The organism is Noviluteimonas lactosilytica (assembly GCF_020866925.1).
In the GTDB taxonomy this organism is placed as follows: domain Bacteria; phylum Pseudomonadota; class Gammaproteobacteria; order Xanthomonadales; family Xanthomonadaceae; genus Noviluteimonas; species Noviluteimonas lactosilytica.
Genome location: NZ_JAJGAK010000002.1, coordinates 273,205 through 296,825, shown reverse-complemented (window position 1 = coordinate 296,825; position 23,621 = coordinate 273,205). Strand labels below are relative to the sequence as shown.

Genomic DNA, 23,621 nt, shown 5'->3' with positions numbered 1-23,621 from the left:
GGCTCAGCGTGCCATGGTCGAGGTGAGGGCCGTCAGGTCGGCGGCGATCGCCTGCGGATCGAGCGGCGGCGAGATGATGCCGGTCATGCGGCCCTTCGGATCGAGCACCGCGAGCGTGGCCGTGTGGTCGACGTTGTAGCGGTCGGCCGGCGCGCCGTCGGCGGGCGGCACTTTCATGAAGACCATCGACAGGTTGCGCGCGAAGGCTTCGAGCGCGGGCACATCGCCGGTGGCGGCGAGGGTGTCGCGGTGGAAGGCGTGCGCGTATTCGCCGGCGAGGATCGCGGTGTCGCGATCGGGATCGACCGACACGAACAACACGCGCGGCCGCGTCGAATCGGGCAGGCCCTCCCACTGCTTCTGCGCCTGCGCGAGTTCGGCGAGCGTCGTCGGGCAGACGTCGGGGCAATGGGTGAAGCCGAGGAAGACGATCGTCCAGTGCCCCTGCAGTTCGCCGGGCACCAGGCGCGTGCCGTCGGACTGCTGCAGCGAGAAGGCGGGCAGTTCGCGCGGCGCCGGGAACAGGCGCACGGCCTGGGTCTGCGGCAGCGACGGCGCCTTCGGCGTGAACCAGCGATGCCCGGCCAACAGGCCGATGCCCGCGGCGAGCGCGATCACGAGGATCCAGAGCGTGGTGCGATTGAACATGCGGAACCGGTCCTTGGAGGGGGCGCCTTGGGGGGCGGGGAATGATACCGGTCGCGCTATGATGCACGGCCCCCACGAAAGCGGCCGCCGCCGCGCCGCCGCGCCCATGACCGACGAGCTGGCCACGATCATCGACCTGATCCGCTACGGCGCGAGCCGTTTCAACGCGGCCGGCCTGACCTTCGGGCATTCCTACGACAACGCGCTGGACGAAGCGACGCAGCTCACCCTGCACGCGCTGCACCTGCCGCACGACCTCAGCCCCGTGTACGGCAACGCGCGCGTGACAGAGGCCGAGAAGGAAGAAGTGCTCGGCCTGTTCCTGCGCCGCATCGAGGAGCGCATCCCCGCCGCGTACCTGACCGGCGAGGCGTGGTTCGCGGGCCTGAGCTTCAAGACCGACGGTCGCGCACTCGTGCCGCGCTCGCCGATCGCCGAATTGATCGAACACGGTTTCCAGCCCTGGCTCGGCGACCGTGAAGTCCTGCGCGCGCTCGACCTGTGCACCGGTTCGGGCTGCATCGCCATCGCGATGGCGCACTACAACCCCGACTGGCACGTCGACGGCGTCGACATCTCCGACGACGCGCTCGCGCTCGCCGAAGAGAACAAGCAGCGCCTGCACGCCAGCAACGTCCACTTCCACAAGTCGGACCTGTTCGCGGGCCTCACGGGCGAGCACTACCAGCTCATCGTCACCAATCCGCCGTACGTCACCAACGACGAGACCGATGCGTTGCCGAAGGAATACGCGTACGAGCCCGAGCTCGGGTTGCGCGCCGGCGACGACGGCCTGGATCTTGCGCTGCAGATCCTGCGCGACGCGCCGTTGCACCTGGCGCGCGACGGCCTGCTGATCTGCGAAGTGGGCGAAGCGGAGAAGGCGCTGTCCGATCTGCTGCCCGAACTTCCGCTCGCGTGGGTCGAGTTCAAGGTCGGGCAGATGGGCATCTTCGTCGCCGAGTGCGCGGACCTCGTCCAACACAACGCGCGCATCCGCGAACTCGCCGACGCACGCGAGCAAGCCGCACGCAATCGCGGCGCACGCGTCGCGGGATGAACACCTTCGGCCAGCTCTTCCGCGTCACGACCTTCGGGGAGTCGCACGGGCCGGCCATCGGCTGCGTGATCGACGGCTGCCCGCCGGGCGTGTCCGTCGCGCCGGAAGATTTCGTCGACGACCTCGCGCGCCGCGCCACCGGGCGCAGCCGCCATGCCTCGCAGCGCCACGAAGCCGACCTCGTCGAAATCCTCAGCGGCGTCTACGAAGGCCGCACGACCGGCACGCCGATCGCGCTGCTGGTCCGCAACACCGATGCGAAGTCGAAGGACTACGACAACATCGCGCAGACCTTCCGCCCCGGCCACGCCGATTACACGTATTGGCAGAAGTACGGCCATCGCGATCCGCGCGGCGGCGGGCGTTCGTCGGCGCGCGAGACCACGATGCGCGTCGCCGCCGCGGTGATCGCCAAGCGCTGGTTGCTGGAGAAGTTCGGCGTGCGCGTGCGCGGGTATCTCGCGCAGATCGGCGACGTCGTGCCGCGCGGATTCGCGTGGGGCGACGTGGAAGGCAATCCGTTCTTCTGGCCCGACGCGGCGCAGGCCGCCGAGCTCGAGGGCTACATGGATGCGCTGCGCAAGTCCGGCGATTCGGTCGGCGCGCGCATCAACGTCGTCGCCGACGGCGTGCCGCCCGGCTGGGGCGAGCCGATCTACGGCAAGCTCGACGGCGAACTCGCCGCGGCGCTGATGTCGATCAACGCGGTGAAGGGCGTGGAAGTCGGCGACGGCTTCGCGTCGGTCGCGCAGCACGGCAGCCAGCATCGCGACGAGATCACCCAGGACGGATTCCTGTCGAACCATGCCGGCGGCATCCTCGGCGGCATTTCCACCGGGCAACAGGTGATCGTGTCGGCCGCGTTCAAGCCGACCTCCAGCCTGCGACTGCCCGCGCGCAGCCTCGACCTCGAAGGCCAGCCCGTCGAAGTCGTCACCCACGGTCGCCACGATCCCTGCGTCGGCGTGCGCGCAACGCCGATCTGCGAAGCGATGGTCGCGCTCGTGCTCATGGACCAGGCGCTGCGTCATCGCGCCCAGTGCGGCGACGTCGGCGACGTCGCGCCGCGCATCAAACCCGGCAAATCGAAACGCTGACACGCGCGTCGCGGGTTGCCGCTCACTGCTGTTCCGAACCACCCTTCACTCGACACCAAGACTCAAATGACGAACAAGACTTTCAAGGTCGCGGTCGTCGGCGCCACCGGCGCCGTCGGCGAAACCATGCTCTCGATCCTGTCCGAGCGGAACTTCCCGGTCGGCGAACTCGTCGCGCTCGCCAGCGCGAAATCGGCGGGCACGAAAGTCAAATACGGCCACAAGGACATCGTGGTGCAGGACCTGGCGACGTTCGATCCGAGCGGCGTCGACATCGCGCTGTTCTCCGCCGGCGGTTCGACGTCGAAGGAATACGCGCCGAAGTTCGCCGCCGCGGGCGCGGTGGTGATCGACAACTCCTCGGCGTTCCGTTACGACGACGACGTCCCGCTGGTCGTGTCGGAAGTGAACCCCGACCAGGTCCGCAACCGCCCGCGCGGCATCATCGCGAACCCGAACTGCTCGACGATGCAGATGCTCGTCGCGCTCGCGCCGATCCATCGCAAGGCCGGCATCGAACGCATCAACGTCGCGACCTACCAGTCGGTGTCCGGCGGCGGGCGTTCGGCGCTGGAGGAACTCGGCCGCCAGACCGCGGGCATCCTCAACTTCCAGTCGCCCGATCCGCAGCGCTTCCCGGTGCAGATCGCGTTCAACCTGATCCCCCACATCGACGACTTCCAGGACAACGGCTACACCAAGGAAGAGATGAAGCTGGTGTGGGAGACGCAGAAGATCCTCGGCGACGCCGCCATCAAGGTGAACCCGACCGCCGTGCGCGTGCCGGTGTTCTATGGCCACTCCGAGGCCGTGAACGTGGAGACCCGCGAGAAGATCACCGCCGACGAAGTGCGCGCGATGCTGCAGCAGGCGCCGGGCGTGGAGGTGGTCGACGACCGCAAGCCCGGCGGCTACCCGACGCCGGTGACCCATGCTTCCGGCAACGACGCGGTGTACGTGGGCCGCATCCGCGACGACGCCTCGCATCCGCGCGCGGTGAACCTGTGGATCGTGTCCGACAACATCCGCAAGGGCGCGGCGCTGAACGCGGTGCAGATCGCAGAATTGATCGCGGCCGAAAGCTGATCCGCAAAACGTTGGAGAGGGCAGGGGATATTCGATTGCCAGCCGCGCGCATGCGCGGCTAGAGTTTCGACGGGGCCTGAGGGGAGAAGGCAATGACACTTCGACGCATCGCGTTGGCGATCGCTCTGGCCGTTGCGGCCGGGCCGGTCGCTGCGCTAGGCCTTGGCCAGATCCAGGTGAAATCGCGGGTCGACCAGCCGTTGCTGGCCGAAATCCCGATCGTTTCCAGCGATCCGGCCGAACTGGAGCAGCTGCAGGCGCGGCTCGCTTCGCCGGAAACCTTCGCCCGCATCGGGCTGGAGCCGCCGACCGGGGCCGCGGCCGACCTGCAGTTCATGGTCGCGCTCGACGATCGCGGGCGCCCGGTGATTCGCGTCACCAGCAGCGCGCCGGTGAGCCAGCCGCTCGTGACCTTCCTGGTCGAAGTCGACTGGGGCAGCGGCCGACTGGTGCGCGAGTACTCGGCGCTGCTCGACACGCCGCGCACCGTCGCCGCGCCGGCGCAGCCGCCGATCGATGCGCCGACCGTCGCGCCGTCGAACGTGATCGAACGTCCGGTCGCCGCCGCGCCCGTCGAGGCCGAACCGATCGGACAGCCCGCACCGCCGGCCGACGATGCAACGCCGGAAGCCGCGCCCGATTCCGACAAGATCTCCCCCGACGCGATTGCGGCCGACGCACCGCCCGCACCGGAACCCGAACCCGCGCCGGTCACCGCCGCGCCCGCGGCGCCGACGCCCGCCGATCGCATGATCGTGCGCGACGGCCAGACGCTGTCGGAAATCGCGGCGGGCGTGGGCCAGCGCGGCTACACGCTCGACCAGACCATGCTCGCGCTGCTGCGCGCGAATCCCGATGCCTTCATCAAGGGCAACGTGAACCTGCTGAAGTCGGGCGCGGTGTTGCGCGTGCCGCCGGCGCAGGACGCGGCCGACCTCGCGCCTCGCGAAGCGGCCGCGGTCGTGCGAGATCATCTCGAACAATGGCGTGCGCTCACCGCGCCCGCGCCGCAGCCGGCGAGCGTCGCCAGCGATGCGGCCGCCGCGCCCGCGAACAGCGCGAAGCCCGCGTCGTCGACCGCGACCGCAAGCGACGCAACCCCGCGCACCGCCGGTGCGCGCCTCGAAATCGTGCCGCCGTCCGATCGCGCGGCGAACACCCCAGGGTCAAGATCCGGCGCGAGCGCCGGTGGCGAGGGCGACATGCTCCGACAGCAGGAATTGCAACAGACGAAGGAAGACCTGGCCGCGCGCAACGCGGAGGTCGAGGATCTCAAGTCGCGCGTCGCCGAACTCGAGAAGCTGCAGCAAGACCAGGCCGCGCTGATCGCGATGAAGGACAGCAAGCTCGCCGCGGCGGAGCAGCGCCTCGCGCAGTCGAACGACGCGCAGGCCGCGACGACGCAGGCGACGCCGCCGCAGCAACAGGCTTCGACGCCCGCGTGGGTATGGGGCGGGGCGGGGCTGCTCGTGCTCGGCGTGGTCGCGTGGTTCTTCACGCGTCGTCGCAAGCCCGCGCCCGCGCCGCGTCGCGCGTACGACACCGAAGCGCTCGCCGCGGGGATCCCGATCGATGCGGGCCTGCGCGAAGCGCCGGCGCCGAAGTTCGTCGAAGACGAGAAGCCCGCCACGCAGGACCGCGCCGTGCAGGACCGCGCCGTGCAGGATTGGACCTCCGCGCCCGCGAAGTTCGGCGCCGCGCCGACGTGGCATGCAGGCGGCGGCGCTCCCGGCGCCGACACCGCGGTCGCCGAACCGCAGACTTCGACGCAGCAGATCGACCTCGCGCGCGCCTACCTCGACATGGGCGACGACGACGCGGCGCGCGTGATCCTGCGCGAAGTGCTCGCGACGAGCCGCGACCCGATGGCGCGCGACACCGCCGCGCGCATGCTGCGCGAGCTCTGATCGATGCGCGCATCGCTCCGGACGTGATGGTCGCCTGGTGACGATGCGCATCGCCCTCGGCGTCGAATACGACGGCGGCGGGTTCCTCGGCTGGCAGCGACTGAGCAAGCCCGGGGAACCCGGCGAAGAGACCGTGCAGCAGGCGCTGGAAACGGCGCTGTCGTTCGTCGCGAACACGCAGGTCGACACGATCTGCGCCGGTCGCACCGATGCCGGCGTGCACGCGGTCTGCCAGGTCGTGCATTTCGACACCGACGTGCATCGCGATCCGCGCGGCTGGGTGCTCGGCACGACGTCGCGCCTGCCTCCGGCGATCAGCATCCGCTGGTGCGTGCCGGTGGCCGACGACTTCCACGCGCGCTTCTCCGCGGTGGCGCGGCGTTATCGCTATCGCATCCTCAACCGCGCCGTGCGGCCCGCGTTGGCTCGGCAGTACCTCACCTGGGAACGCCTGCCGCTGGATGCCGACGCGATGCACGCCGCCGCGCAGGCGCTGGTCGGCGAGCACGATTTCAGCGCCTTTCGCACGGTCCACTGCCAGGCCCCGCACGCGCGGCGCGACCTGCAGGAGATCACGGTGGTGCGAAGGGAAGATGAGGTCATCGTCGAGGTGCAGGCGAATGCATTCCTGCATCACATGGTCCGCAATATCGTCGGATCGCTGCTCCTGGTCGGCCGCGGCGAACGCCCCGGGGCCTGGATCGCGGAGCTGCTGGCCGGACTCGACCGCACCGTCGCAGGGCCGACCGCGCCGCCCACCGGACTGGGCTTCCTCGGTCCGCGTTATCCCGCCAGGTTCGGCTTGCCGTCGGAGGTGACCGCATGAGCAAGACCCTGTTCCGCACCCGCATCAAGTTCTGCGGGATGACCCGCGCCGGCGACGTCCGGCTCGCGAGCGAGCTCGGCGTCGACGCGGTGGGCTTCGTGTTCGCCGACGGCAGCCCGCGCCGACTTCAGCCGGAAGAAGCGCGCGTGCTGCGCAACGCGATGGAACCGCTGGTCGATGCGGTGGCGTTGTTCAAGGACAACCAGGTCGAGGAAGTGCGCGCGGTGGTCAAGCAGGTGCGCCCGAGCCTGCTGCAGTTCCACGGCAGCGAGGACGACGCGTTCTGCCGCGGGTTCGGCATCCCGTACATCAAGGGCATCCCGATGCGCGGCCTCGACCCCGAACAACGGGCCGGGCAGGCCATGCAGCTCCAGATGCGCTACCCGGGTGCGGCCGCCTTCCTGTTCGATGGCCATGCGCAGGGCCAGCAGGGCGGGACCGGGCAGATCTTCGACTGGTCCACCATCCCCACGGGGCTGGGCAAGCCCTTCGTGCTGGCAGGCGGGCTGCGGCCGGACAACGTCTTCGACGCGGTGATGGCGACCCTCCCGTGGGGGGTCGACGTGGCCTCGGGCATCGAAACCGCCCCCGGGATCAAGGACGGCGATAAGATGCACCGTTTCGTCGAAGAAGTGCGTCGTGCCGATTGCCACCCAGACTGAGCCTGTCATCCCCGGCTCCGAGCTGATCGATTTCAGCCACACCCCCGATTCGGACGGCCACTTCGGCCGGTTCGGCGGCCGGTTCGTGGCCGAAACCCTGATCGGCCCGCTGGAAGAGCTCGCCGCGGCGTACGACGCCGCGCGCGTCGATCCGGACTTCGTCGCAGCGTTCGAGCACGACCTCGCGCATTACGTCGGCCGCCCGAGCCCGATCTACGAGGCCACTCGCCTGTCGGAGGAAGTCGGCGGCGCGCGCATCCTGCTCAAGCGCGAAGACCTGAACCACACCGGCGCGCACAAGATCAACAACACGATCGGCCAGGCGCTGCTCGCCCAGCGCATGGGCAAGCGCCGCATCATCGCCGAGACCGGCGCGGGGCAGCATGGCGTCGCGTCGGCGACGGTGGCCGCGCGACTCGGGCTCGAATGCGTCGTGTACATGGGCGCGACCGACATCGAGCGCCAGAAGATCAACGTGTATCGCATGCGCCTGCTCGGTGCGACCGTCGTGCCCGTGACGAGCGGTTCGCAGACGCTGAAGGACGCGCTCAACGAAGCGATGCGCGACTGGGTGACGAATGTCGCCGACACGTTCTACATCATCGGCACGGTTGCGGGTCCCGATCCGTATCCGCGCATGGTGCGCGACTTCAACGCCGTCGTCGGGCGCGAAGCGCGTGCGCAGATGCTCGCCGAACATGGACTCCTGCCCGACGTCGTCACCGCGTGCGTCGGCGGCGGAAGCAACGCGATCGGCATCTTCCACGCCTTCCTCAACGACCGCGACGTGCGCCTGGTCGGCGCCGAAGCGGCGGGCGAGGGCATCCAGACCGGCCACCATGCCGCGTCGCTCGCCGCCGGACGCCCCGGCGTGCTGCACGGCAACCGCACCTACGTGCTGTGCGACGACGACGGCCAGATCGTCGAAACGCATTCGGTGTCCGCGGGCCTCGACTATCCAGGCGTCGGCCCCGAACACGCTTTCCTGAAGGACACCGGACGCGCGTCGTATGTCGGCATCACCGACGACGAAGCGCTCGCCGCCTTCCACCAGCTCGCGCGCACCGAGGGCATCCTCGCCGCGCTCGAATCCAGCCACGCCGTCGCGCAGGCCATGAAGCTCGCGCGGGAGATGCCGCGCGACGCGATCGTGTTGTGCAACCTTTCCGGCCGCGGCGACAAGGACGTGCACACCATCGCCGCGCGCGACGGACTTTCTTTCTGACTGACGCAACAGGAGCACCACCATGACCGACAACACCGACAAGCAGGCCGTCGCCGATCCCCGCCTCGACCCGAAGTTCTTCGCCGTGGTCAACGAGTATCTCGAACTGACCAACAAGCACGCCAAGGAACACGGCCTGAAGCGCATCAGCATGGCCTCGATGTACGCGGCCTCGCGCTTCAACGCGCATGCCTTCATGGCGCAGACCAATGACATCGCGGGTGAGCGCACCCAGTTCCTCGACTACATGACCAACCTCTACCGCCAGATGCTCAACGAGCACATCGATGGCCTGGGCCACGAGCGCGGCGTCGACGTCGGCGAGTCGGAACTGAAGAACTACATCGAGAAGATGAACGCCGAACGCGAAGCGCAGGGCCTGCCGCGCGTCGGATGAGTCGCCTCGAAGCAACGTTCGAGAGCCTGCGCGCGCGCGGGCGCAAGGCACTGGTGCCGTTCGTCACCGCGGGCGATCCCGCGCTCGACGCGACGGCGCCTGTGCTGCATGCGCTCGTCGCCGCGGGCGCCGACGTGCTCGAACTCGGCGTGCCGTTCTCCGACCCGATGGCGGACGGCCCCGTGATCCAGCGCAGCTCGGAACGCGCGCTCGCGCGCGGCGCCGGGCTGGCGTACGTGCTCGACACGGTGCGGACCTTCCGCACGGTGGACGCGCACACGCCCGTGGTCCTGATGGGATACCTGAATCCGATCGAGATCCGCGGCGCGCAACGCTTCGCGGCGGATGCGGCGGAGGCGGGCGTCGATGGCGTGCTGCTCGTCGACCTCCCGCCGGAAGAAGCGGGCGAACTGCGCGCGGCGCTCGCCGCGCACGGCCTCGCCCTGATCCTGCTCGCCTCGCCGACGACGAAGGAGGCGCGCCTGCGCCGCCTGTGCGAGGACGCGCAGGGCTACCTGTATTTCGTGAGCTTCGCCGGCGTCACCGGCGCGGACCGGCTCGACGCCGGCGCTGCATCGTCGCGCCTGCGGGCCCTGCGGCAAGCCGCGACCGTCCCCGTGCTCGCGGGGTTCGGCATCAAGGACGCCGCATCGGCCGAGGCGATGGCCGAACACGCCGACGGCGTGGTGGTCGGCAGCGCCCTGGTCGCCGCGCTCGCACAAGCCGACGATCCGGTGGCCGAAGCCGCGCGCTTCCTCGCCCCGTTGCGGGCCGCGCTCGACCCGCTGCGCTAGACTTCCGCGTCTCGGGATCGCATCCCGACCCTTATCCAGAACGGAAGACCTGCCACGTGTCCTGGCTGAAGAAATTGATGCCCTCGCGCATCCGCACCGAAGGCGGCAACAAGCGCAGCGTGCCGGAAGGCCTGTGGGAGAAGTGCGACAAGTGCGGCTCGGTGCTCTATCGCCCGGAGCTCGAGGAAAACCTCGAGGTCTGCCCGAAGTGCGGCCACCACATGCCGATCCGCGCGCGCGCCCGCCTGGCCGCGCTGTTCGACCCCGGCCTGCCGACGCGCGAGATCGCGTCCGAACTCGGCCCGACCGACGTCCTGAAGTTCAAGGACCAGAAGAAGTATTCCGATCGCATCAAGGCCGCGCAGAAGTCGACGGGCGAGCGCGACGCGATGATCACGATGGTCGGCAAGCTCAAGGGTCGCGACCTGGTCGCGTCCTCGTTCGACTTCGCCTACATGGGCGGCTCGATGGGCTCGGTCGTCGGTGAACGCTTCACCCGCGGCGCGGAAACCGCGCTGGAGATGCGCTGCCCGTTCGTGTGCTTCTCCGCCAGCGGCGGCGCGCGCATGCAGGAAAGCCTGTTCTCGCTGATGCAGATGGCGAAGACCTCGGCCGCGCTCGCGCGCCTGCGCGAAGCGGGCCTGCCGTACATCTCGGTGCTCACGCATCCGACCACCGGCGGCGTGTCGGCCTCGTTCGCGATGCTGGGCGACATCAACATCGCCGAGCCCGCCGCGCTGATCGGCTTCGCCGGCCCGCGCGTGATCGAACAGACCGTGCGCGAAAAGTTGCCGGAAGGGTTCCAGCGTTCCGAATTCCTGCTCGACCACGGCGCGATCGACCAGATCTGCGACCGCCGCGAGCTGCGTGACCGACTCGCTCACCTGCTCGCGATGATGATGCAACAGTCGGCACCGGCCGACGACGAACCGAACGAAGGCAGGGAGAGCGCCGCTTGAGTCGCAAGTATTTCGGAACCGACGGCATCCGCGGCCGCGTGGGCGAGGGTGCGATCTCCGCCGACTTCGTGCTGCGCCTGGGCAATGCCTACGGCCATGCGCTGCGCGACGCGCAGCTGCATGCGCAGCGCGAATGGCGCAAGCCGGTCGTCATCATCGGCAAGGACACGCGCATCTCGAACTACATGTTCGAAGCCGCGCTGGAAGCGGGCCTCGTCGCCGCGGGCGTCGACGTACAGCTGATGGGCCCGATGCCCACGCCGGCCGTCGCGCACCTCACGCGTTCGCTGCGCGCCGATGGCGGCATCGTGATTTCCGCTTCGCACAATCCGCACCACGACAACGGCATCAAGTTCTTCTCGGCCGAAGGCGAGAAGCTCGACGACGCGACCGAACTCGCGATCGAAGCCGCGCTCGACAAGCCCTTCCGCACCGTCGCCTCCGACAGCCTCGGCAAGGCGCTGCGCACGCGCGGCGCGGTCGAGCGTTACGTCGAAGCGTGCAAGAACTCCGTGCCGCGCGGCTTCGACCTCACCGGCATGAGCATCGCGATGGACTGCGCGAACGGCGCGACCTACCAGGTCGGCCCGCTCGTGCTGCGCGAACTCGGCGCGCGCGTGGACGCGATCGGCATCGAGCCGAACGGCCTGAACATCAACGACGGCGTGGGTTCGACGCATCCGGAAACGCTCGCCGCGCACGTGCGCGCGACCAAGGCCGACATCGGCATCGCGTTCGACGGCGACGGCGATCGCGTGCTGTTCGTCGCCGACGACGGCACCGTGTGCGACGGCGACGACCTGCTGTACGTGCTCGCCTCCGACTGGCAGCAGACCGGCCGCCTGCGCGGCCCGATGGTCGGCACGCTGATGACCAACTTCGGCCTCGAGCGCGCGCTCGGCGAGAAGGGCATCGACTTCGCACGCGCGAAGGTCGGCGATCGCTACGTGCACCAGATGCTGGTCGAACGCGAAGGCGTGCTCGGCGGCGAAGCCTCCGGCCATCTCCTGTGCCTGGACCGCACCAGCACGGGCGACGGCATCGTCAGCGCGCTGCAGGTGCTGGAAGTGTTGCGTCGCCGCGGCCTGTCGTTGCGCGAAGCGATCGCGGGCATGCGCAAGGTGCCGCAGAAGACCATCAACGTGAAGCTCGCGCCCGGCGCGAAGCCCGCCGACCATCCGTCCGTGCAGGCCGCGCTCGCCGATGCGCAGTCGGCCGTGAAGGGGCGCGGGCGCGCGTTCCTGCGTCCGTCGGGCACCGAGCCGGTCGTGCGCGTCACGGTCGAGGCCGACGACGATGCATTGATGGCATCCACGCTCGAGAAACTCGCCGACGCCGTGCGCGCGGCTGCGCAGTAACGCTCCGGATTTGAAATGACCGCTCGTATCCCGACGCTCGACATCGCGCGTTTCACCCATCCCGTGAGCGCGGAAGACCGCGCCGCGTTCGTCGCCGAACTCGGGCAGGCCTATCGCGAGTGGGGTTTCGCGGGCATCCGCAACCACGGCATCGCGCAGGAACAGATCGACCGCGCGTACGACGTGTTCCAGCGTTACTTCGCATTGCCGGAAGACACCAAGCGCCAGTACCACGTCGCCGGTGGCGGCGGTGCGCGCGGCTACACGCCGTTCGGCGTGGAAACCGCGAAGGGCGCGCAGTACTCCGACCTCAAGGAGTTCTGGCACATCGGCCGCGAGATCCCGCGCGACCACAAGTGCGCCGACGTGATGGCTGCGAACCTGTGGCCGGACGAAGTGCCGGAATTCCGCGACGTCGGCTACGGCCTGTACGACGCGCTCGACAAGCTCGGATCGCAGGTGCTCGCGGCGCTCGCGCTGCACATCGGCCTGCCGGAAGACTGGTTCGTCGACAAGACGAACTACGGCAATTCGATCCTGCGCCCGATCCACTATCCGCCGATCACCACGCCCGACATTCCCAACGTGCGCGCCGGCGCGCACGAGGACATCAACCTGATCACGCTGCTGGTCGGCGCGAGCGCGGCGGGCCTGGAAGTGTTGTCGCGCAAGGGCGAGTGGGTGCCGTTCACCGCCGACGCCGACACCATCGTCGTCAACATCGGCGACATGCTGCAGCGCCTGACCAACCACGTGTATCCCTCGACCACGCATCGCGTGGTCAATCCGCCGGGCGAACTCGCGCGCCAGCCGCGTTATTCCACGCCGTTCTTCCTGCACCCGAACCCGGATTTCCTGATCGACGTGCTGGACTCGTGCGTGACGCCCGGCAATCCCTCGCGCTATCCCGAGGCGATCACGGCGCAGGGCTATCTCGAAGAACGCCTGCGCGAAATCAAGCTGAAGTAAGCGTCATTGCCCGCGATGTCGGCGTTCGCTGATCGAACGCAGCAGCGCGTGGAAGAGTTTCACCTGCAGCCGCTGCTTCCACGATCGCACGCCGTGCGGATGCGGGATCGGCGCCGTGCGTTCGACTTCCACCCGCAGGTTGGCGTCGAGCAGCGCCGACGGCGGAAGCGTGGAGGGCGCGGCGCGCAGCACGTACTGGAAGGCGTGGCGCGATTCGTCGGCGTCGAGCAATTCGATCGCGGTGACGTATTCGCGGCGCAGTCGCATGTGGTATTCGCGGTCGACGTCGCCGATCGGCACGCCGACGGCGTAGAGGCGCTCGATCGCCAGGCCCGTGTCGGCGCACAGTTTCGCGATCCCTTCGCGCGTGAAGAACCGCAGGTGCGTGCGATCGAGGATGCCGCGTTCCTCGTAATCGAAGCGGCCTTCCAGCAGCATCGCGCGCACGCTGCCGTGCGCGACGTTCGGCAGGCTCACGACGATGCGGCCGCCGTCGCGCAGGTGCGGCAGGGCATGGCGCAACGCGTCCGTCGGATCGACCATGTGTTCGAGCACGTCGCCGAACAGCAGCACGTCGAAGCGCGCCTGCGGATGCGTGGCGAGGTAATCGTGCAGGCCGCCGTTCCACACGTCGGTGAGCACGCGCGCCGCGGCGTGCGCCGACGCAGGGTCGGGTTCGACGCCGGTGACGCGATGGCCGCGTGCGACCAGCGACGCACCGAGGTAGCCCGACGCGCACCCGACTTCCAGGATCGACAGCGGCGCCTGCCGCTCGCCGACCGCGAGTTCGTGCAGCAGCGTGTGCGAATTGTTGCGCTGGCCCAGGTCGACGGTGGCCTGGTACTTGAGTGCGCCGGGCTCGGCCATTGCGTGCGTGCCTCACCTGTCCGGATGACGGAATCATAGCGGGGCGGGCCGGCGTGCGGCCGCTGCGCTAGACTGCCGCGCTTCGGAAGCGTTCTACGGAAGGTGTGTCGATGCGTCGCAGGATCGTGGCGGGCAACTGGAAACTGCATGGCGACCGTGCGTTCGCCTGTGCGCTCGTGGAAGAGATCGCCGCCGTCGCGCCGCCGCCGGGCGTGGAGCGCGTCGTGCTGCCGCCGCTGCCGTACCTGGGCGAGCTGGTCGAACATTTCGCCGAGCGCGGCGTGGGCTTCGGCGCGCAGGACGTGAGCGTGAACGAACAGGGCGCCTACACGGGCGAGGTCTCGGCCGCGATGCTGCTGGATGTCGGCGCGCGCTTCGGCCTGGTCGGCCATTCAGAGCGCCGGCAGTACCACGGCGAGTCCAGCGAGCTGGTCGCGAAGAAGTTCTTCGCGACGAAGCGGGCGGGCCTCACCCCGATCCTGTGCGTCGGCGAATCCCTGCGCGAGCGCGAGTCCGGCCAGACCGAATGGCGCATCGAGCAGCAGCTGGAGCCGATCTTCGACCTCGGCGGCCCCGAGGCCCTGGACGGCGCGATCATCGCCTACGAGCCGGTCTGGGCCATCGGCACCGGCCGGACCGCCTCCCCGGAGCAGGCCCAGGCCGTGCACGCGTTCATCCGTGGCGAGGTCGCGTCGCGCTCTGCTAAGATCGCCGGCTTGCTGCCGATCCTCTATGGCGGCAGCGTGAAGCCCGACAATGCGAAGGCGCTGTTCTCCCAGCCCGACGTCGACGGCGGGCTGGTGGGCGGCGCGTCCCTCGTCGCCCGGGATTTCCTGGCCATCGCCGATGCGGCGACGGCCTGAGCCAAAGGCAGAGTTCTCCCCCGATGTTGATGACGATCCTCAACGTGCTGTACGTGCTCATCGCGATCGCGATGATCGTGCTCATCCTGATGCAGCGCGGCGCTGGTGCGCAGGCGGGTTCGGGCTTCGGCGCCGGTGCTTCGGCGACGGTGTTCGGCTCGCGCGGCGCGGGCAACTTCCTGTCGAAGTCGACCAAGTGGCTCGCGATCAGCTTCTTCGCGATCAGCTTGTTCATGGGTTGGAACGCGACGCATAACCTGCGTCCGAAGGCCCAGCAGGCGCAGCAGGACCTCGGCCTGATGTCCGATATCCCCGCGGCCCCGGCCGCGCAGGCGCCGGCCGCCACGGCTCCGACGGGTGCGGCCGCTCCTGCAGGTTCGGTTCCGGCCGCGCCGGCAGCGAACAACGCCGTCCCGGCTGCGCCGGCCGCGAACACCGCGGTGCCGACGGCGCCTGCAGCGTCGACGACGTCGGCTGCGCCTTCGCAGAACGATTGATTCGACATACAATGTCGAACTCCGCAGCGCGCAATGCGCGATGCGGGACCTGATTGCCCAGGTGGCGGAATTGGTAGACGCACTACCTTGAGGTGGTAGCGACGCAAGTCGTGGGGGTTCGAGTCCCCCCTTGGGCACCATACGCAGCAAACCAGACGACGCCGGCAACGCCGGCTGTCGGACTGAACGAGAGGTCCGAGCGTGCTGGCCGAATATCTGCCGACCCTGCTGTTCCTGATCGTCGCCCTGGGCATCGGTATCGCCCTCATCATCGTGGGCAACGTGCTCGGGCCCAAGCGCCCCAGTTCCGAAAAGCTTTCGCCCTACGAATGCGGCTTCAACGCATTCGAGGACGCGCGCATGCAGTTCGACGTGCGCTATTACCTGATCGCGATCCTGTTCATCGTCTTCGACCTGGAAATCGCGTTCGTCTTCCCCTGGGCACTCGTGTTCCGCGATCTCGGCGTGTTCGGCCTGGTGGAGATGGGCGTGTTCCTCGCGCTGCTGGTGATCGGCTTCGTTTACGTCTGGAAGAAGGGTGCACTGGAATGGGAGTGATCCAGACCGTTTCGGGTTTGATGCACAACCCGCTGCCGGATGATCGCGTGGGCGACATCCTGCGGCCGGAAGGCGAGAACCCGCTGGTCGAGCAGGGCTTCGTCACGACGAGCTTCGACGCGCTGTGGAACTGGGCGCGCACGGGTTCGATGTGGCCGATGACCTTCGGTCTCGCGTGCTGCGCGGTCGAGATGATGCATGCCGGCGCCGCGCGCCTGGACCTCGACCGTTACGGCGTGGTGTTCCGTCCGTCGCCGCGCCAGAGCGACGTGATGATCGTGGCCGGCACGCTGGTCAACAAGATGGCCCCGGCGTTGCGCAAGGTCTACGACCAGATGCCCGACCCGAAGTGGGTCATCTCGATGGGCAGCTGCGCCAACGGCGGCGGTTACTACCACTATTCGTACGCAGTCGTGCGCGGTTGCGACCGCATCGTGCCGGTCGACGTGTACGTGCCGGGTTGCCCGCCGACGGCCGAAGCGCTCGTCTACGGCATCCTGCAGTTGCAGAAGAAGATCCGCCGCAACGAAACGCATCCGTTTCGAAGCAAGGAACCTCGGAGCAAGGAACCGGCTGCGCGAGGCGCGACCGCATGAGCACCGATTTCGTCGAGCGCCTGCGCGCGCATTTCGCCGGGATCGACGGCGCGACGGTCGACGTCGCGATGCCGCGCGGTGAAGTCACGCTCGAAGTTCCGCCGTCCAGCTGGCACGACGCGTGCCGCGACCTGCGCAACGACTTCGGTTTCGAGTTGTGCATGGACGTCAGCGGCGTCGATTACCTCGGTTACGGCAGCGACGAATGGGATACCTCCGACGTGTCGTCGGAAGGTTTCAGCCGTGGCGTCGAAGGCCGTGGCCCGGGTCGCTTCAAGTGGGGCGAGGAACCGAGCGGTGAGGGCGCGACTTCTGGTCGCCGCTTTGCCGTCGTCGCGCACCTGTTGTCGATGCAGCACAACCAGCGCCTGCGCGTGCGTTGCTTCGCCGCCGATGACACGCTGCCCGTCGTCGCGTCCGTCGTCGACCTGTGGCCGGGCGTGAACTGGTTCGAGCGCGAAGCGTTCGACATGTACGGGATCCTGTTCCAGGGCCACCCGGACCTGCGCCGCATCCTCACCGACTACGGTTTCGTCGGTCATCCGTTCCGCAAGGACTTCCCGCTGATCGGCAACGTCGAAGTGCGTTACGACAACGAGAAGCAGCGCGTGGTGTACGAGCCGGTCACGTCGGTCGAGCCGCGCGTCGGCGTGCCGCGCGTGATCCGCGATGACGCGCGCTACAAGACCGCCGCCGGCGAAGAGAAGGAGGCGGGCAAGTGAGCGCACAGATCGATCGCTTTCCCTCGAATACTTCCGGTTTGAACAACCCGGAGATTCGCAACTACACGTTGAACTTCGGCCCGCAGCATCCGGCCGCGCACGGCGTGCTGCGCCTGATCCTCGAGATGGACGGCGAAATCGTCCAGCGCGCCGATCCGCACATCGGCCTGCTACATCGCGGCACCGAGAAGCTCGCCGAATCCAAGCCCTTCAACCAGTCGATCGGCTACATGGATCGCCTGGATTACGTTTCGATGATGTGCAACGAGCACGCCTACGTGCGCGCCATCGAACAGTTGATGGGCATCGAGGCACCGGAACGCGCGCAGTGGATCCGGACGATGTTCGACGAGATCACGCGCATCCTGAACCACCTGATGTGGGTCGGATCCAACGCGCTCGATCTCGGCGCGATGGCGGTGTTCCTCTACGCGTTCCGCGAACGCGAAGAGCTGATGGACGTCTACGAAGCGGTGTCGGGCGCGCGCATGCACGCCACGTACTACCGTCCGGGCGGCGTGTATCGCGACCTGCCGGAGCAGATGTCGAAGTACCGCGAGTCGCCGTGGCGCAAGGGCGCCAAGCTCAAGCGCTTCAACGAATGGCGCGAGGGTTCGCTGCTCGATTACCTCGAGCGCTTCACGCAGGACTTCCCGAAGCGCGTCGACGAATACGAAACGCTGCTCACCGAGAACCGCATCTGGAAGCAGCGCACCGTCGGCATCGGCGTCGTGTCGCCCGAAGATGCGCTCGCGTGGGGCATGAGCGGCCCGATGGTGCGTGGCTCCGGCCTCGCGTGGGACCTGCGCAAGAAGCAGCCCTACGCGAAGTACGCCGAAGTCGACTTCGACATTCCGCTCGGCACCAACGGCGACTGCTACGACCGTTACCTCGTGCGCGTCGCGGAAATGCGCCAGTCCAATCGCATCATCGCCCAGTGCATCCAGTGGCTGAAGGCCAACCCGGGCCCGGTGATGCTGGACAACTACAAGGTCGCGCCTCCCTCCCGCGAGGAGATGAAGGACGACATGGAAGCCCTGATCCACCACTTCAAGCTGTTCACCGAAGGCTACTGCGTCCCGGCAGGGGAAACGTACGCCGCGGTGGAAGCCCCGAAGGGCGAGTTCGGCGTGTACCTGGTCAGCGACGGCGCGAACAAGCCGTTCCGCTGCAAGTTGCGCGCGCCGGGCTTCGCGCACCTGTCGTCGATGGACGCGATCGTCACCGGCCACATGCTGGCCGACGTCGTCGCGATGATCGGCACGTACGACGTGGTGTTCGGCGAAATCGACCGCTGACCGCGTCGCGGTCAGACGCACAAGATTCGAGCAAGGCATAACGATGAGAGCGACCGGCAACTTCGAGAACGCGCGCAACGTCGATCCGCAGCAGGTGCTGTCGGATGCGACGCGTGCGCACATCGACCACTGGCTGACGAAGTTCCCGGCCGACCGCAAGCGTTCGGCCGTGCTGCAGGGCCTGCACGCCGCGCAGGAACAGAACAGCGGCTGGCTCACCGACGAGCTCATCGCCGCGGTTGCGAAGTACCTCGACATCCCGCCGGTGTGGGCGTACGAAGTCGCGACGTTCTACTCGATGTTCGAGACCGAGAAGGTCGGCCGCCACAACGTCGCGTTCTGCACCAACATCAGCTGCTGGCTCAACGGCGCCGAGGATCTCGTCGCGCACGCGGAGAAGAAGCTCGGCTGCAAGCTCGGCGAATCGACCGCCGACGGCCGCATCTTCCTCAAGCGCGAAGAAGAGTGCCTCGCCGCATGCTGCGGCGCGCCGATGATGGTCATCGACGGTCATTACCACGAGAAGCTCACGGTCGCGAAGGTCGACGAGCTGCTGGACGGGTTGGAGTAACGCATGGCCGGTCATAGCCACTACAGCGAGCCCACCGGTCCGGTCGGTCCTGCGCCGCAGGAGCACAACGTCGTCTACACGACGCTGCATTTCGACAAGCCCTGGTCGTACGAAAATTATTTGAAGACCGGCGGTTACGCCGCGCTGCGCAAGATCCTCGAAGAGAAGATCGAGCCGGCCGCGGTGATCGAGATGGTCAAGCAGTCGAGCCTGCGCGGCCGCGGCGGCGCGGGCTTCCCGACCGGCCTGAAGTGGTCCTTCATGCCGAAGGGCCCCGGCATCAAGTACATCCTGTGCAACTCGGACGAATCCGAACCGGGCACGGCGAAGGATCGCGACATCCTGCGCTACAACCCGCACTCGGTGATCGAGGGCATGGCGATCGCGTGCTACGCCACCGGTTCGACGGCCGCGTACAACTACCTGCGCGGCGAGTTCCACCACGAGCCCTTCGAACATCTCGAGGAAGCCACGCGCGAGGCCTACGCGAACGGCTGGCTCGGCAAGAACGTGCTCGGCAGCGGCGTCGACATCGATCTGTACAACGTGCTCGGCGCGGGCGCCTACATCTGCGGCGAAGAAACCGCGCTGATGGAATCGCTCGAAGGCAAGAAGGGCCAGCCGCGTTACAAGCCGCCGTTCCCGGCCAACTTCGGCCTGTACGGCAAGCCGACCACGATCAACAACACCGAGACGTACGCGTCGGTGCCGGCGATCGTGCGCAACGGCGCGGAGTGGTTCCTCAACCTCGGCAAGCCGAACAACGGCGGCCCGAAGGTGTTCTCGGTGTCGGGCCACGTCGCCAACCCGGGCAATTTCGAGATCCGCCTCGGCACGCCCTTCAGCGAACTCCTGCGACTGGCCGGCGGCATGCGCAACGGCCACAAACTCAAGGCCGTGATCCCCGGCGGTACGTCGATGAAGGTGCTGCCGGCCGACACGATGATGGCCTGCACGATGGACTACGACTCGATCCAGAAGGCCGGTTCGGGCCTCGGTTCTGGCGCGGTCATCGTGATGGACGAGACGACCTGCATGGTGCGCGCGTGCCAGCGCATCGCGCGCTTCTACTTCAAGGAAAGCTGCGGCCAGTGCACGCCGTGCCGCGAAGGCACCGGCTGGATGTACCGCATGCTGACGCGCATCGTCGAGAAGAAGGCGACGATGGACGACCTGCAGATGCTGCGCGCCGCCGCGGGCCAGATCGAAGGCCACACCATCTGCGCGTTCGGCGAAGCCGCCGCGTGGCCGGTGCAGGGCTTCCTGCATCACTACTGGCGCGAATTCGAATACGCGATCGTCAACGGGCGTTTCCTGGTCGACGACCAGCGCGCCGGCACGGTGATCGAAAAGCAGGTGGTTGCCGCATGAGCGCCGTTGAGTCCGACGTCACCAAGCCCGTCGTGCCGGAAGGCCACGTCGCCATCGAGATCGATGGCGTCGCGATGACCGCGCCCAAGGGTTCGATGATCATCCAGGCCGCCGACAAGGCCGGCATCCCGATCCCGCGTTTCTGCTACCACGACAAGCTGAGCATCGCGGCCAACTGCCGCATGTGCCTGGTCGACGTCGAAAAGATGCCGAAGCCCGCGCCCGCGTGCGCGACGCCGGTGATGGACGGCATGAAGATCGTCACGCGCAGCGACAAGGCGTTGAAGTCGCAGCGCAACGTGATGGAGTTCCTGCTGATCAACCATCCGCTCGACTGCCCGATCTGCGACCAGGGCGGCGAGTGCGAACTGCAGGATCTCTCGCTCGGCTACGGCCGTTCGGTTTCGCGCTTCTCCGAGCGCAAGCGCGTGGTCGCCGACGAGGACTTCGGTCCGCTCGTCGCCAGCGACATGACGCGTTGCATCCAGTGCACGCGCTGCGTGCGCTTCACCGCGGAAGTCGCCGGCACGTACGAGCTCGGCGGCATGATGCGCGGCGAGAACCTGCAGATCGGCACGTACGACGGCAAGCCGCTGACGACCGAACTCTCCGGCAACGTCATCGACGTGTGCCCGGTCGGCGCGCTGACCAACAAGGTGTTCCGTTTCCGCGCGCGTCCGTGGGAACTCGTCGCGCGCGAATCGCTCGGCTGGCACGACGCGCTGGGCAGCAACCTGTTCCTGCACGTGCGTCGCGGCGAAGTGCTGCGCACCGTGCCGCGCGACAACGAAGCGGTCAACGAATGCTGGCTGTCGGACCGCGACCGCTATTCGCACCAGGGCCTGTACGCCGACGATCGCGCGACGCAGCCGATGGTCCGGGACGGCGACGACTGGCGCACCACGACGTGGGAAGAAGCGCTGGCCAAGGCCGCGAAGATCCTCCGCGACAACGGCGGCGACCAGCTCGGCATGCTCGTGCATCCGGCGACGTCGAACGAAGAGGGCGCGTTGCTCGCGCGCCTCGCCGAAGGCCTGGGCACCGGCAACCTCGATCACCGCATCGCGCAGCGCGACCTGTCCGACGCCGCCGTCGCCGAGCAGTTCGGCATGCCGGTCGCCGAGATCGACAACGCCGATGTCATCGTCGTCGTCGGCGCGCACCTGCGCCACGAAGTGCCGCTGCTGCACCAGCGCATCCGCAAGGCGCAGCGCAAGGGCGCGCGCGTGCACATGGTCAACCCGGTCGACTTCGACGTCGCGTTCGAGGTGGCGTCGTCCGCCGTCGTCGCCCCGTCCGAAATCGCCGAGGCGCTCGCCGGCGTCGACATCAAGGGCGCGCAGCGCGCCGTGGTGATCGTCGGCGCCGTCGCCGAACTCTCCGAGCACGCCAGCGCGATCCGCGCCGCCGCGCGTGGGTTCGCTGCCGCGAACAACGCGAAGCTGTGCCGCATCCCGCAGGGCGCCAACGCGCTGGGCCTCGCGCAGCACGGCGTGTTGCCGGCTTCGCGCGACGCGCAGGCGATGCTTGCCGATGCGCGCAGCGCGTACGTCCTCTACGGCATCGAACCGGGCCTGGACTTCGCCGATCAATCGCTCGCGATGAACACGCTGGCGCGCGCGCAGGTCGTGGCCTTCAGCCACTACGCGTGCGAATCCACGCGCGCCGTCGCCGACGTGATCCTGCCGATCGGCGCGCTGCCGGAAATCGAAGGCTCGCTGACCAACCTCGACGGCTTCGTGCAGCACGCGACCGCGGGCGGCAAGTCGCCGGGCGAAGTGCGCGCCGGCTGGCGCGTGCTGCGTGCGCTGGGCGCCGACCTCGGCGTCGCGGGCTTCGACTTCACCGACTACGCGGGCATGCGCAAAGGCTTGTCGCTGCGCAATGTCACCGTTGCGAAGGGCGCGGCGCCGAAGCACGCGCTGCCGCACGGCGCCGGCCTGTCGATCGTCGCCTCGCAGGCGATCTACCGCTCCGACGCCACCGTGCGCCGCGCGGCCGCGCTGCAGGCGCATCCGCTCACGCTCGGCGCGCGCATCGTGCTGCATCCGATGGATGCGGGCGCGGCCGGCGTGCATGCCGACGGCGTGGCGAAGGTGAAGAACGCCACGGGCACGGCGACGCTGCCGGTCGCGGTGAGCGACAAGGTCGCGCGCGGTTGCGCGTGGGTGGAATCGGGTTACGGCGCGACCGCTGCGCTGCTCTCGGGCAACGTGGAGATCGGTCGCGCATGATGTACGTCGATGCTTTCCGCGATTGGATGATCGCGTTCGGGCCCGTGGGCCTGGTCGCCTGGATCGTGCTCAAGGTGCTGCTGATCGCCGTGCCGGTGATCCTCGCCGTCGCGTTCTACGTGGTGTGGGAACGCAAGCTGATCGGCTGGATGCACGTGCGCCACGGGCCGATGTACGTGGGCAAGGGCATCCTCCAGGCCTTCGCCGACGTGTTCAAGCTGCTGTTCAAGGAAGTGGTGCAGCCCACCGTGGCGCAGCCGTTCCTGTATCGCATCGCGCCGCTGATCGCGCTGGTGCCGGCGTTCGCCGCGTGGGCCGTGGTGCCGTTCGATGCGCAGGTCGTGCTGTCGAACGCGAACGCAGGCCTGCTGTACCTGCTCGCGATGACGTCGCTGGGCGTGTACGGCATCGTGCTCGCCGGCTGGGCGTCGAACTCGAAGTACGCCTTCCTCGGCGCGATGCGCGCCGCGGCGCAGGTCGTGTCGTACGAGATCGCGATGGGCTTCGCGCTGGTCGGTGTGCTGATCGCCGCCGGCAGCCTCAACCTCACCGAGATCGTGCTGGCGCAGTCCGGCAACGCCGGCTTCCTCGAATGGTTCATGTGGCCGCTGCTGCCGCTGTTCGTGGTGTTCTTCGTGTCCGGCGTGGCCGAGACCAACCGCGCGCCGTTCGACGTCGTCGAAGGCGAATCCGAGATCGTCGCCGGCCACATGGTCGAGTACTCCGGTTCGCAGTTCGCGCTGTTCTTCCTCGCCGAGTACGCGAACATGCTGCTCGTCAGCTTCCTGACGTCGATCTTCTTCGTCGGCGGCTGGCTGAGCCCGTTCCATGGCTGGGGCATTCCGCTGCTGTCGGTCGACGGCTGGTGGTGGCTGCTGGCGAAGGTGTTCTTCTTCGCGAGCTGCTTCATCTGGTTCCGCGCTTCGTTCCCGCGCTACCGCTACGACCAGATCATGCGCCTGGGCTGGAAGGTGTTCATTCCGATCACCATCGCGTGGATCTGCGTGACGGCGCTGATGGCTTACTACAACGTGTTCACGCCGGGGCAGTGACGGG

The 23,621-nt window shown here is 68.2% G+C and carries 24 protein-coding genes and 1 tRNA gene; 23 read left to right on the top strand and 2 right to left on the bottom strand.

Annotation, left to right across the window (positions count from 1 at the left end; all coding sequences use genetic code 11):
- Positions 1–3 precede the first annotated feature (3 nt).
- Positions 4–648 (bottom strand): SCO family protein, encoded by a 645-nt coding sequence (locus LK996_RS10560; protein WP_230527136.1) that lies wholly within the window; start codon positions 646–648, stop codon positions 4–6.
- Between the two features lie 61 nt (positions 649–709).
- Between LK996_RS10560 and prmB the strand changes: the two genes are divergently transcribed.
- From prmB to LK996_RS10500, 12 genes are all read left to right on the top strand, one after another.
- Positions 710–1,708 carry a 50S ribosomal protein L3 N(5)-glutamine methyltransferase gene (gene prmB / locus LK996_RS10555; RefSeq protein WP_425493764.1) on the top strand — a complete coding sequence of 333 codons (999 nt, stop codon included), beginning with the start codon at positions 710–712 and terminating at the stop codon, positions 1,706–1,708.
- Positions 1,705–2,805 (top strand): chorismate synthase, encoded by a 1,101-nt coding sequence (aroC, locus tag LK996_RS10550; RefSeq protein WP_230527134.1) that lies wholly within the window; start codon positions 1,705–1,707, stop codon positions 2,803–2,805. Before prmB ends, aroC begins: the two co-directional genes overlap by 4 nt.
- A 66-nt stretch (positions 2,806–2,871) precedes the next feature.
- Complete coding sequence (locus tag LK996_RS10545) at positions 2,872–3,891, top strand: aspartate-semialdehyde dehydrogenase (RefSeq protein ID WP_230527133.1); 1,020 nt, start codon at positions 2,872–2,874, stop codon at positions 3,889–3,891.
- A gap of 92 nt (positions 3,892–3,983) precedes the next feature.
- Positions 3,984–5,798 (top strand): type IV pilus assembly protein FimV, encoded by a 1,815-nt coding sequence (locus LK996_RS10540; protein ID WP_230527132.1) that lies wholly within the window; start codon positions 3,984–3,986, stop codon positions 5,796–5,798.
- 43 nt (positions 5,799–5,841) lie between these two features.
- Positions 5,842–6,624 (top strand): tRNA pseudouridine(38-40) synthase TruA, encoded by a 783-nt coding sequence (gene truA / locus LK996_RS10535; protein ID WP_230527553.1) that lies wholly within the window; start codon positions 5,842–5,844, stop codon positions 6,622–6,624.
- Positions 6,621–7,286, top strand: coding sequence for a phosphoribosylanthranilate isomerase (locus LK996_RS10530; RefSeq protein ID WP_230527131.1), 666 nt, complete (start codon positions 6,621–6,623; stop codon positions 7,284–7,286). The genes truA and LK996_RS10530 overlap by 4 nt, the downstream gene beginning before the upstream one ends.
- A gap of 7 nt (positions 7,287–7,293) precedes the next feature.
- Complete coding sequence (gene trpB, locus LK996_RS10525) at positions 7,294–8,511, top strand: tryptophan synthase subunit beta (protein WP_230527552.1); 1,218 nt, start codon at positions 7,294–7,296, stop codon at positions 8,509–8,511.
- A 22-nt stretch (positions 8,512–8,533) separates the two neighbouring features.
- Positions 8,534–8,908: a DUF3144 domain-containing protein gene (locus LK996_RS10520; protein ID WP_230527130.1), complete on the top strand. Its 375-nt coding sequence runs from the start codon at positions 8,534–8,536 to the stop codon at positions 8,906–8,908.
- Entirely contained in the window at positions 8,905–9,702 is a 798-nt protein-coding gene (gene trpA / locus LK996_RS10515; RefSeq protein WP_230527129.1) for a tryptophan synthase subunit alpha, read from the top strand. Before LK996_RS10520 ends, trpA begins: the two co-directional genes overlap by 4 nt.
- 56 nt (positions 9,703–9,758) lie before the next feature.
- Positions 9,759–10,661: an acetyl-CoA carboxylase, carboxyltransferase subunit beta gene (gene accD / locus LK996_RS10510; RefSeq protein WP_230527128.1), complete on the top strand. Its 903-nt coding sequence runs from the start codon at positions 9,759–9,761 to the stop codon at positions 10,659–10,661.
- Positions 10,658–12,019, top strand: coding sequence for a phosphoglucosamine mutase (glmM, locus tag LK996_RS10505; RefSeq protein ID WP_230527127.1), 1,362 nt, complete (start codon positions 10,658–10,660; stop codon positions 12,017–12,019). The genes accD and glmM overlap by 4 nt, the downstream gene beginning before the upstream one ends.
- Before the next feature lie 15 nt (positions 12,020–12,034).
- On the top strand, positions 12,035–12,988 hold the full coding sequence (locus tag LK996_RS10500) for an isopenicillin N synthase family dioxygenase (protein WP_230527126.1): 954 nt from the start codon (positions 12,035–12,037) through the stop codon (positions 12,986–12,988).
- 3 nt (positions 12,989–12,991) lie between these two features.
- On the opposite strand, the gene LK996_RS10495 is transcribed toward LK996_RS10500, so the two are convergent.
- Positions 12,992–13,855 (bottom strand): class I SAM-dependent methyltransferase, encoded by an 864-nt coding sequence (locus tag LK996_RS10495; protein WP_230527125.1) that lies wholly within the window; start codon positions 13,853–13,855, stop codon positions 12,992–12,994.
- A gap of 110 nt (positions 13,856–13,965) precedes the next feature.
- Here LK996_RS10495 and tpiA point away from each other — a divergent pair, with 110 nt between their 5' ends.
- From tpiA to nuoH, 11 genes are all read left to right on the top strand, one after another.
- Positions 13,966–14,718 (top strand): triose-phosphate isomerase, encoded by a 753-nt coding sequence (gene tpiA / locus LK996_RS10490; RefSeq protein ID WP_230527124.1) that lies wholly within the window; start codon positions 13,966–13,968, stop codon positions 14,716–14,718.
- A 23-nt stretch (positions 14,719–14,741) separates the two neighbouring features.
- Positions 14,742–15,215, top strand: a complete 474-nt coding sequence (gene secG / locus LK996_RS10485; protein WP_230527123.1) for a preprotein translocase subunit SecG — start codon at positions 14,742–14,744, stop codon at positions 15,213–15,215.
- A gap of 55 nt (positions 15,216–15,270) precedes the next feature.
- A tRNA-Leu gene (locus LK996_RS10480) sits at positions 15,271–15,355 on the top strand.
- Between the two features lie 61 nt (positions 15,356–15,416).
- Positions 15,417–15,773: an NADH-quinone oxidoreductase subunit A gene (locus LK996_RS10475; RefSeq protein WP_230527122.1), complete on the top strand. Its 357-nt coding sequence runs from the start codon at positions 15,417–15,419 to the stop codon at positions 15,771–15,773.
- Complete coding sequence (locus LK996_RS10470; protein ID WP_230527121.1) at positions 15,764–16,369, top strand: NuoB/complex I 20 kDa subunit family protein; 606 nt, start codon at positions 15,764–15,766, stop codon at positions 16,367–16,369. The genes LK996_RS10475 and LK996_RS10470 overlap by 10 nt, the downstream gene beginning before the upstream one ends.
- On the top strand, positions 16,366–17,091 hold the full coding sequence (locus LK996_RS10465) for an NADH-quinone oxidoreductase subunit C (protein ID WP_230527120.1): 726 nt from the start codon (positions 16,366–16,368) through the stop codon (positions 17,089–17,091). Before LK996_RS10470 ends, LK996_RS10465 begins: the two co-directional genes overlap by 4 nt.
- On the top strand, positions 17,088–18,389 hold the full coding sequence (locus LK996_RS10460) for an NADH-quinone oxidoreductase subunit D (protein ID WP_230527119.1): 1,302 nt from the start codon (positions 17,088–17,090) through the stop codon (positions 18,387–18,389). The genes LK996_RS10465 and LK996_RS10460 overlap by 4 nt, the downstream gene beginning before the upstream one ends.
- A gap of 43 nt (positions 18,390–18,432) precedes the next feature.
- Positions 18,433–18,960, top strand: a complete 528-nt coding sequence (gene nuoE / locus LK996_RS10455) for an NADH-quinone oxidoreductase subunit NuoE (protein ID WP_230527118.1) — start codon at positions 18,433–18,435, stop codon at positions 18,958–18,960.
- A gap of 3 nt (positions 18,961–18,963) precedes the next feature.
- Complete coding sequence (nuoF, locus tag LK996_RS10450; protein WP_230527117.1) at positions 18,964–20,331, top strand: NADH-quinone oxidoreductase subunit NuoF; 1,368 nt, start codon at positions 18,964–18,966, stop codon at positions 20,329–20,331.
- A complete protein-coding gene (gene nuoG / locus LK996_RS10445; protein WP_230527116.1) occupies positions 20,328–22,565 on the top strand; it encodes an NADH-quinone oxidoreductase subunit NuoG in 2,238 nt (745 codons plus the stop codon). The genes nuoF and nuoG overlap by 4 nt, the downstream gene beginning before the upstream one ends.
- Entirely contained in the window at positions 22,562–23,617 is a 1,056-nt protein-coding gene (gene nuoH, locus LK996_RS10440) for an NADH-quinone oxidoreductase subunit NuoH (RefSeq protein WP_425493749.1), read from the top strand. Before nuoG ends, nuoH begins: the two co-directional genes overlap by 4 nt.
- Positions 23,618–23,621 lie beyond the last annotated feature (4 nt).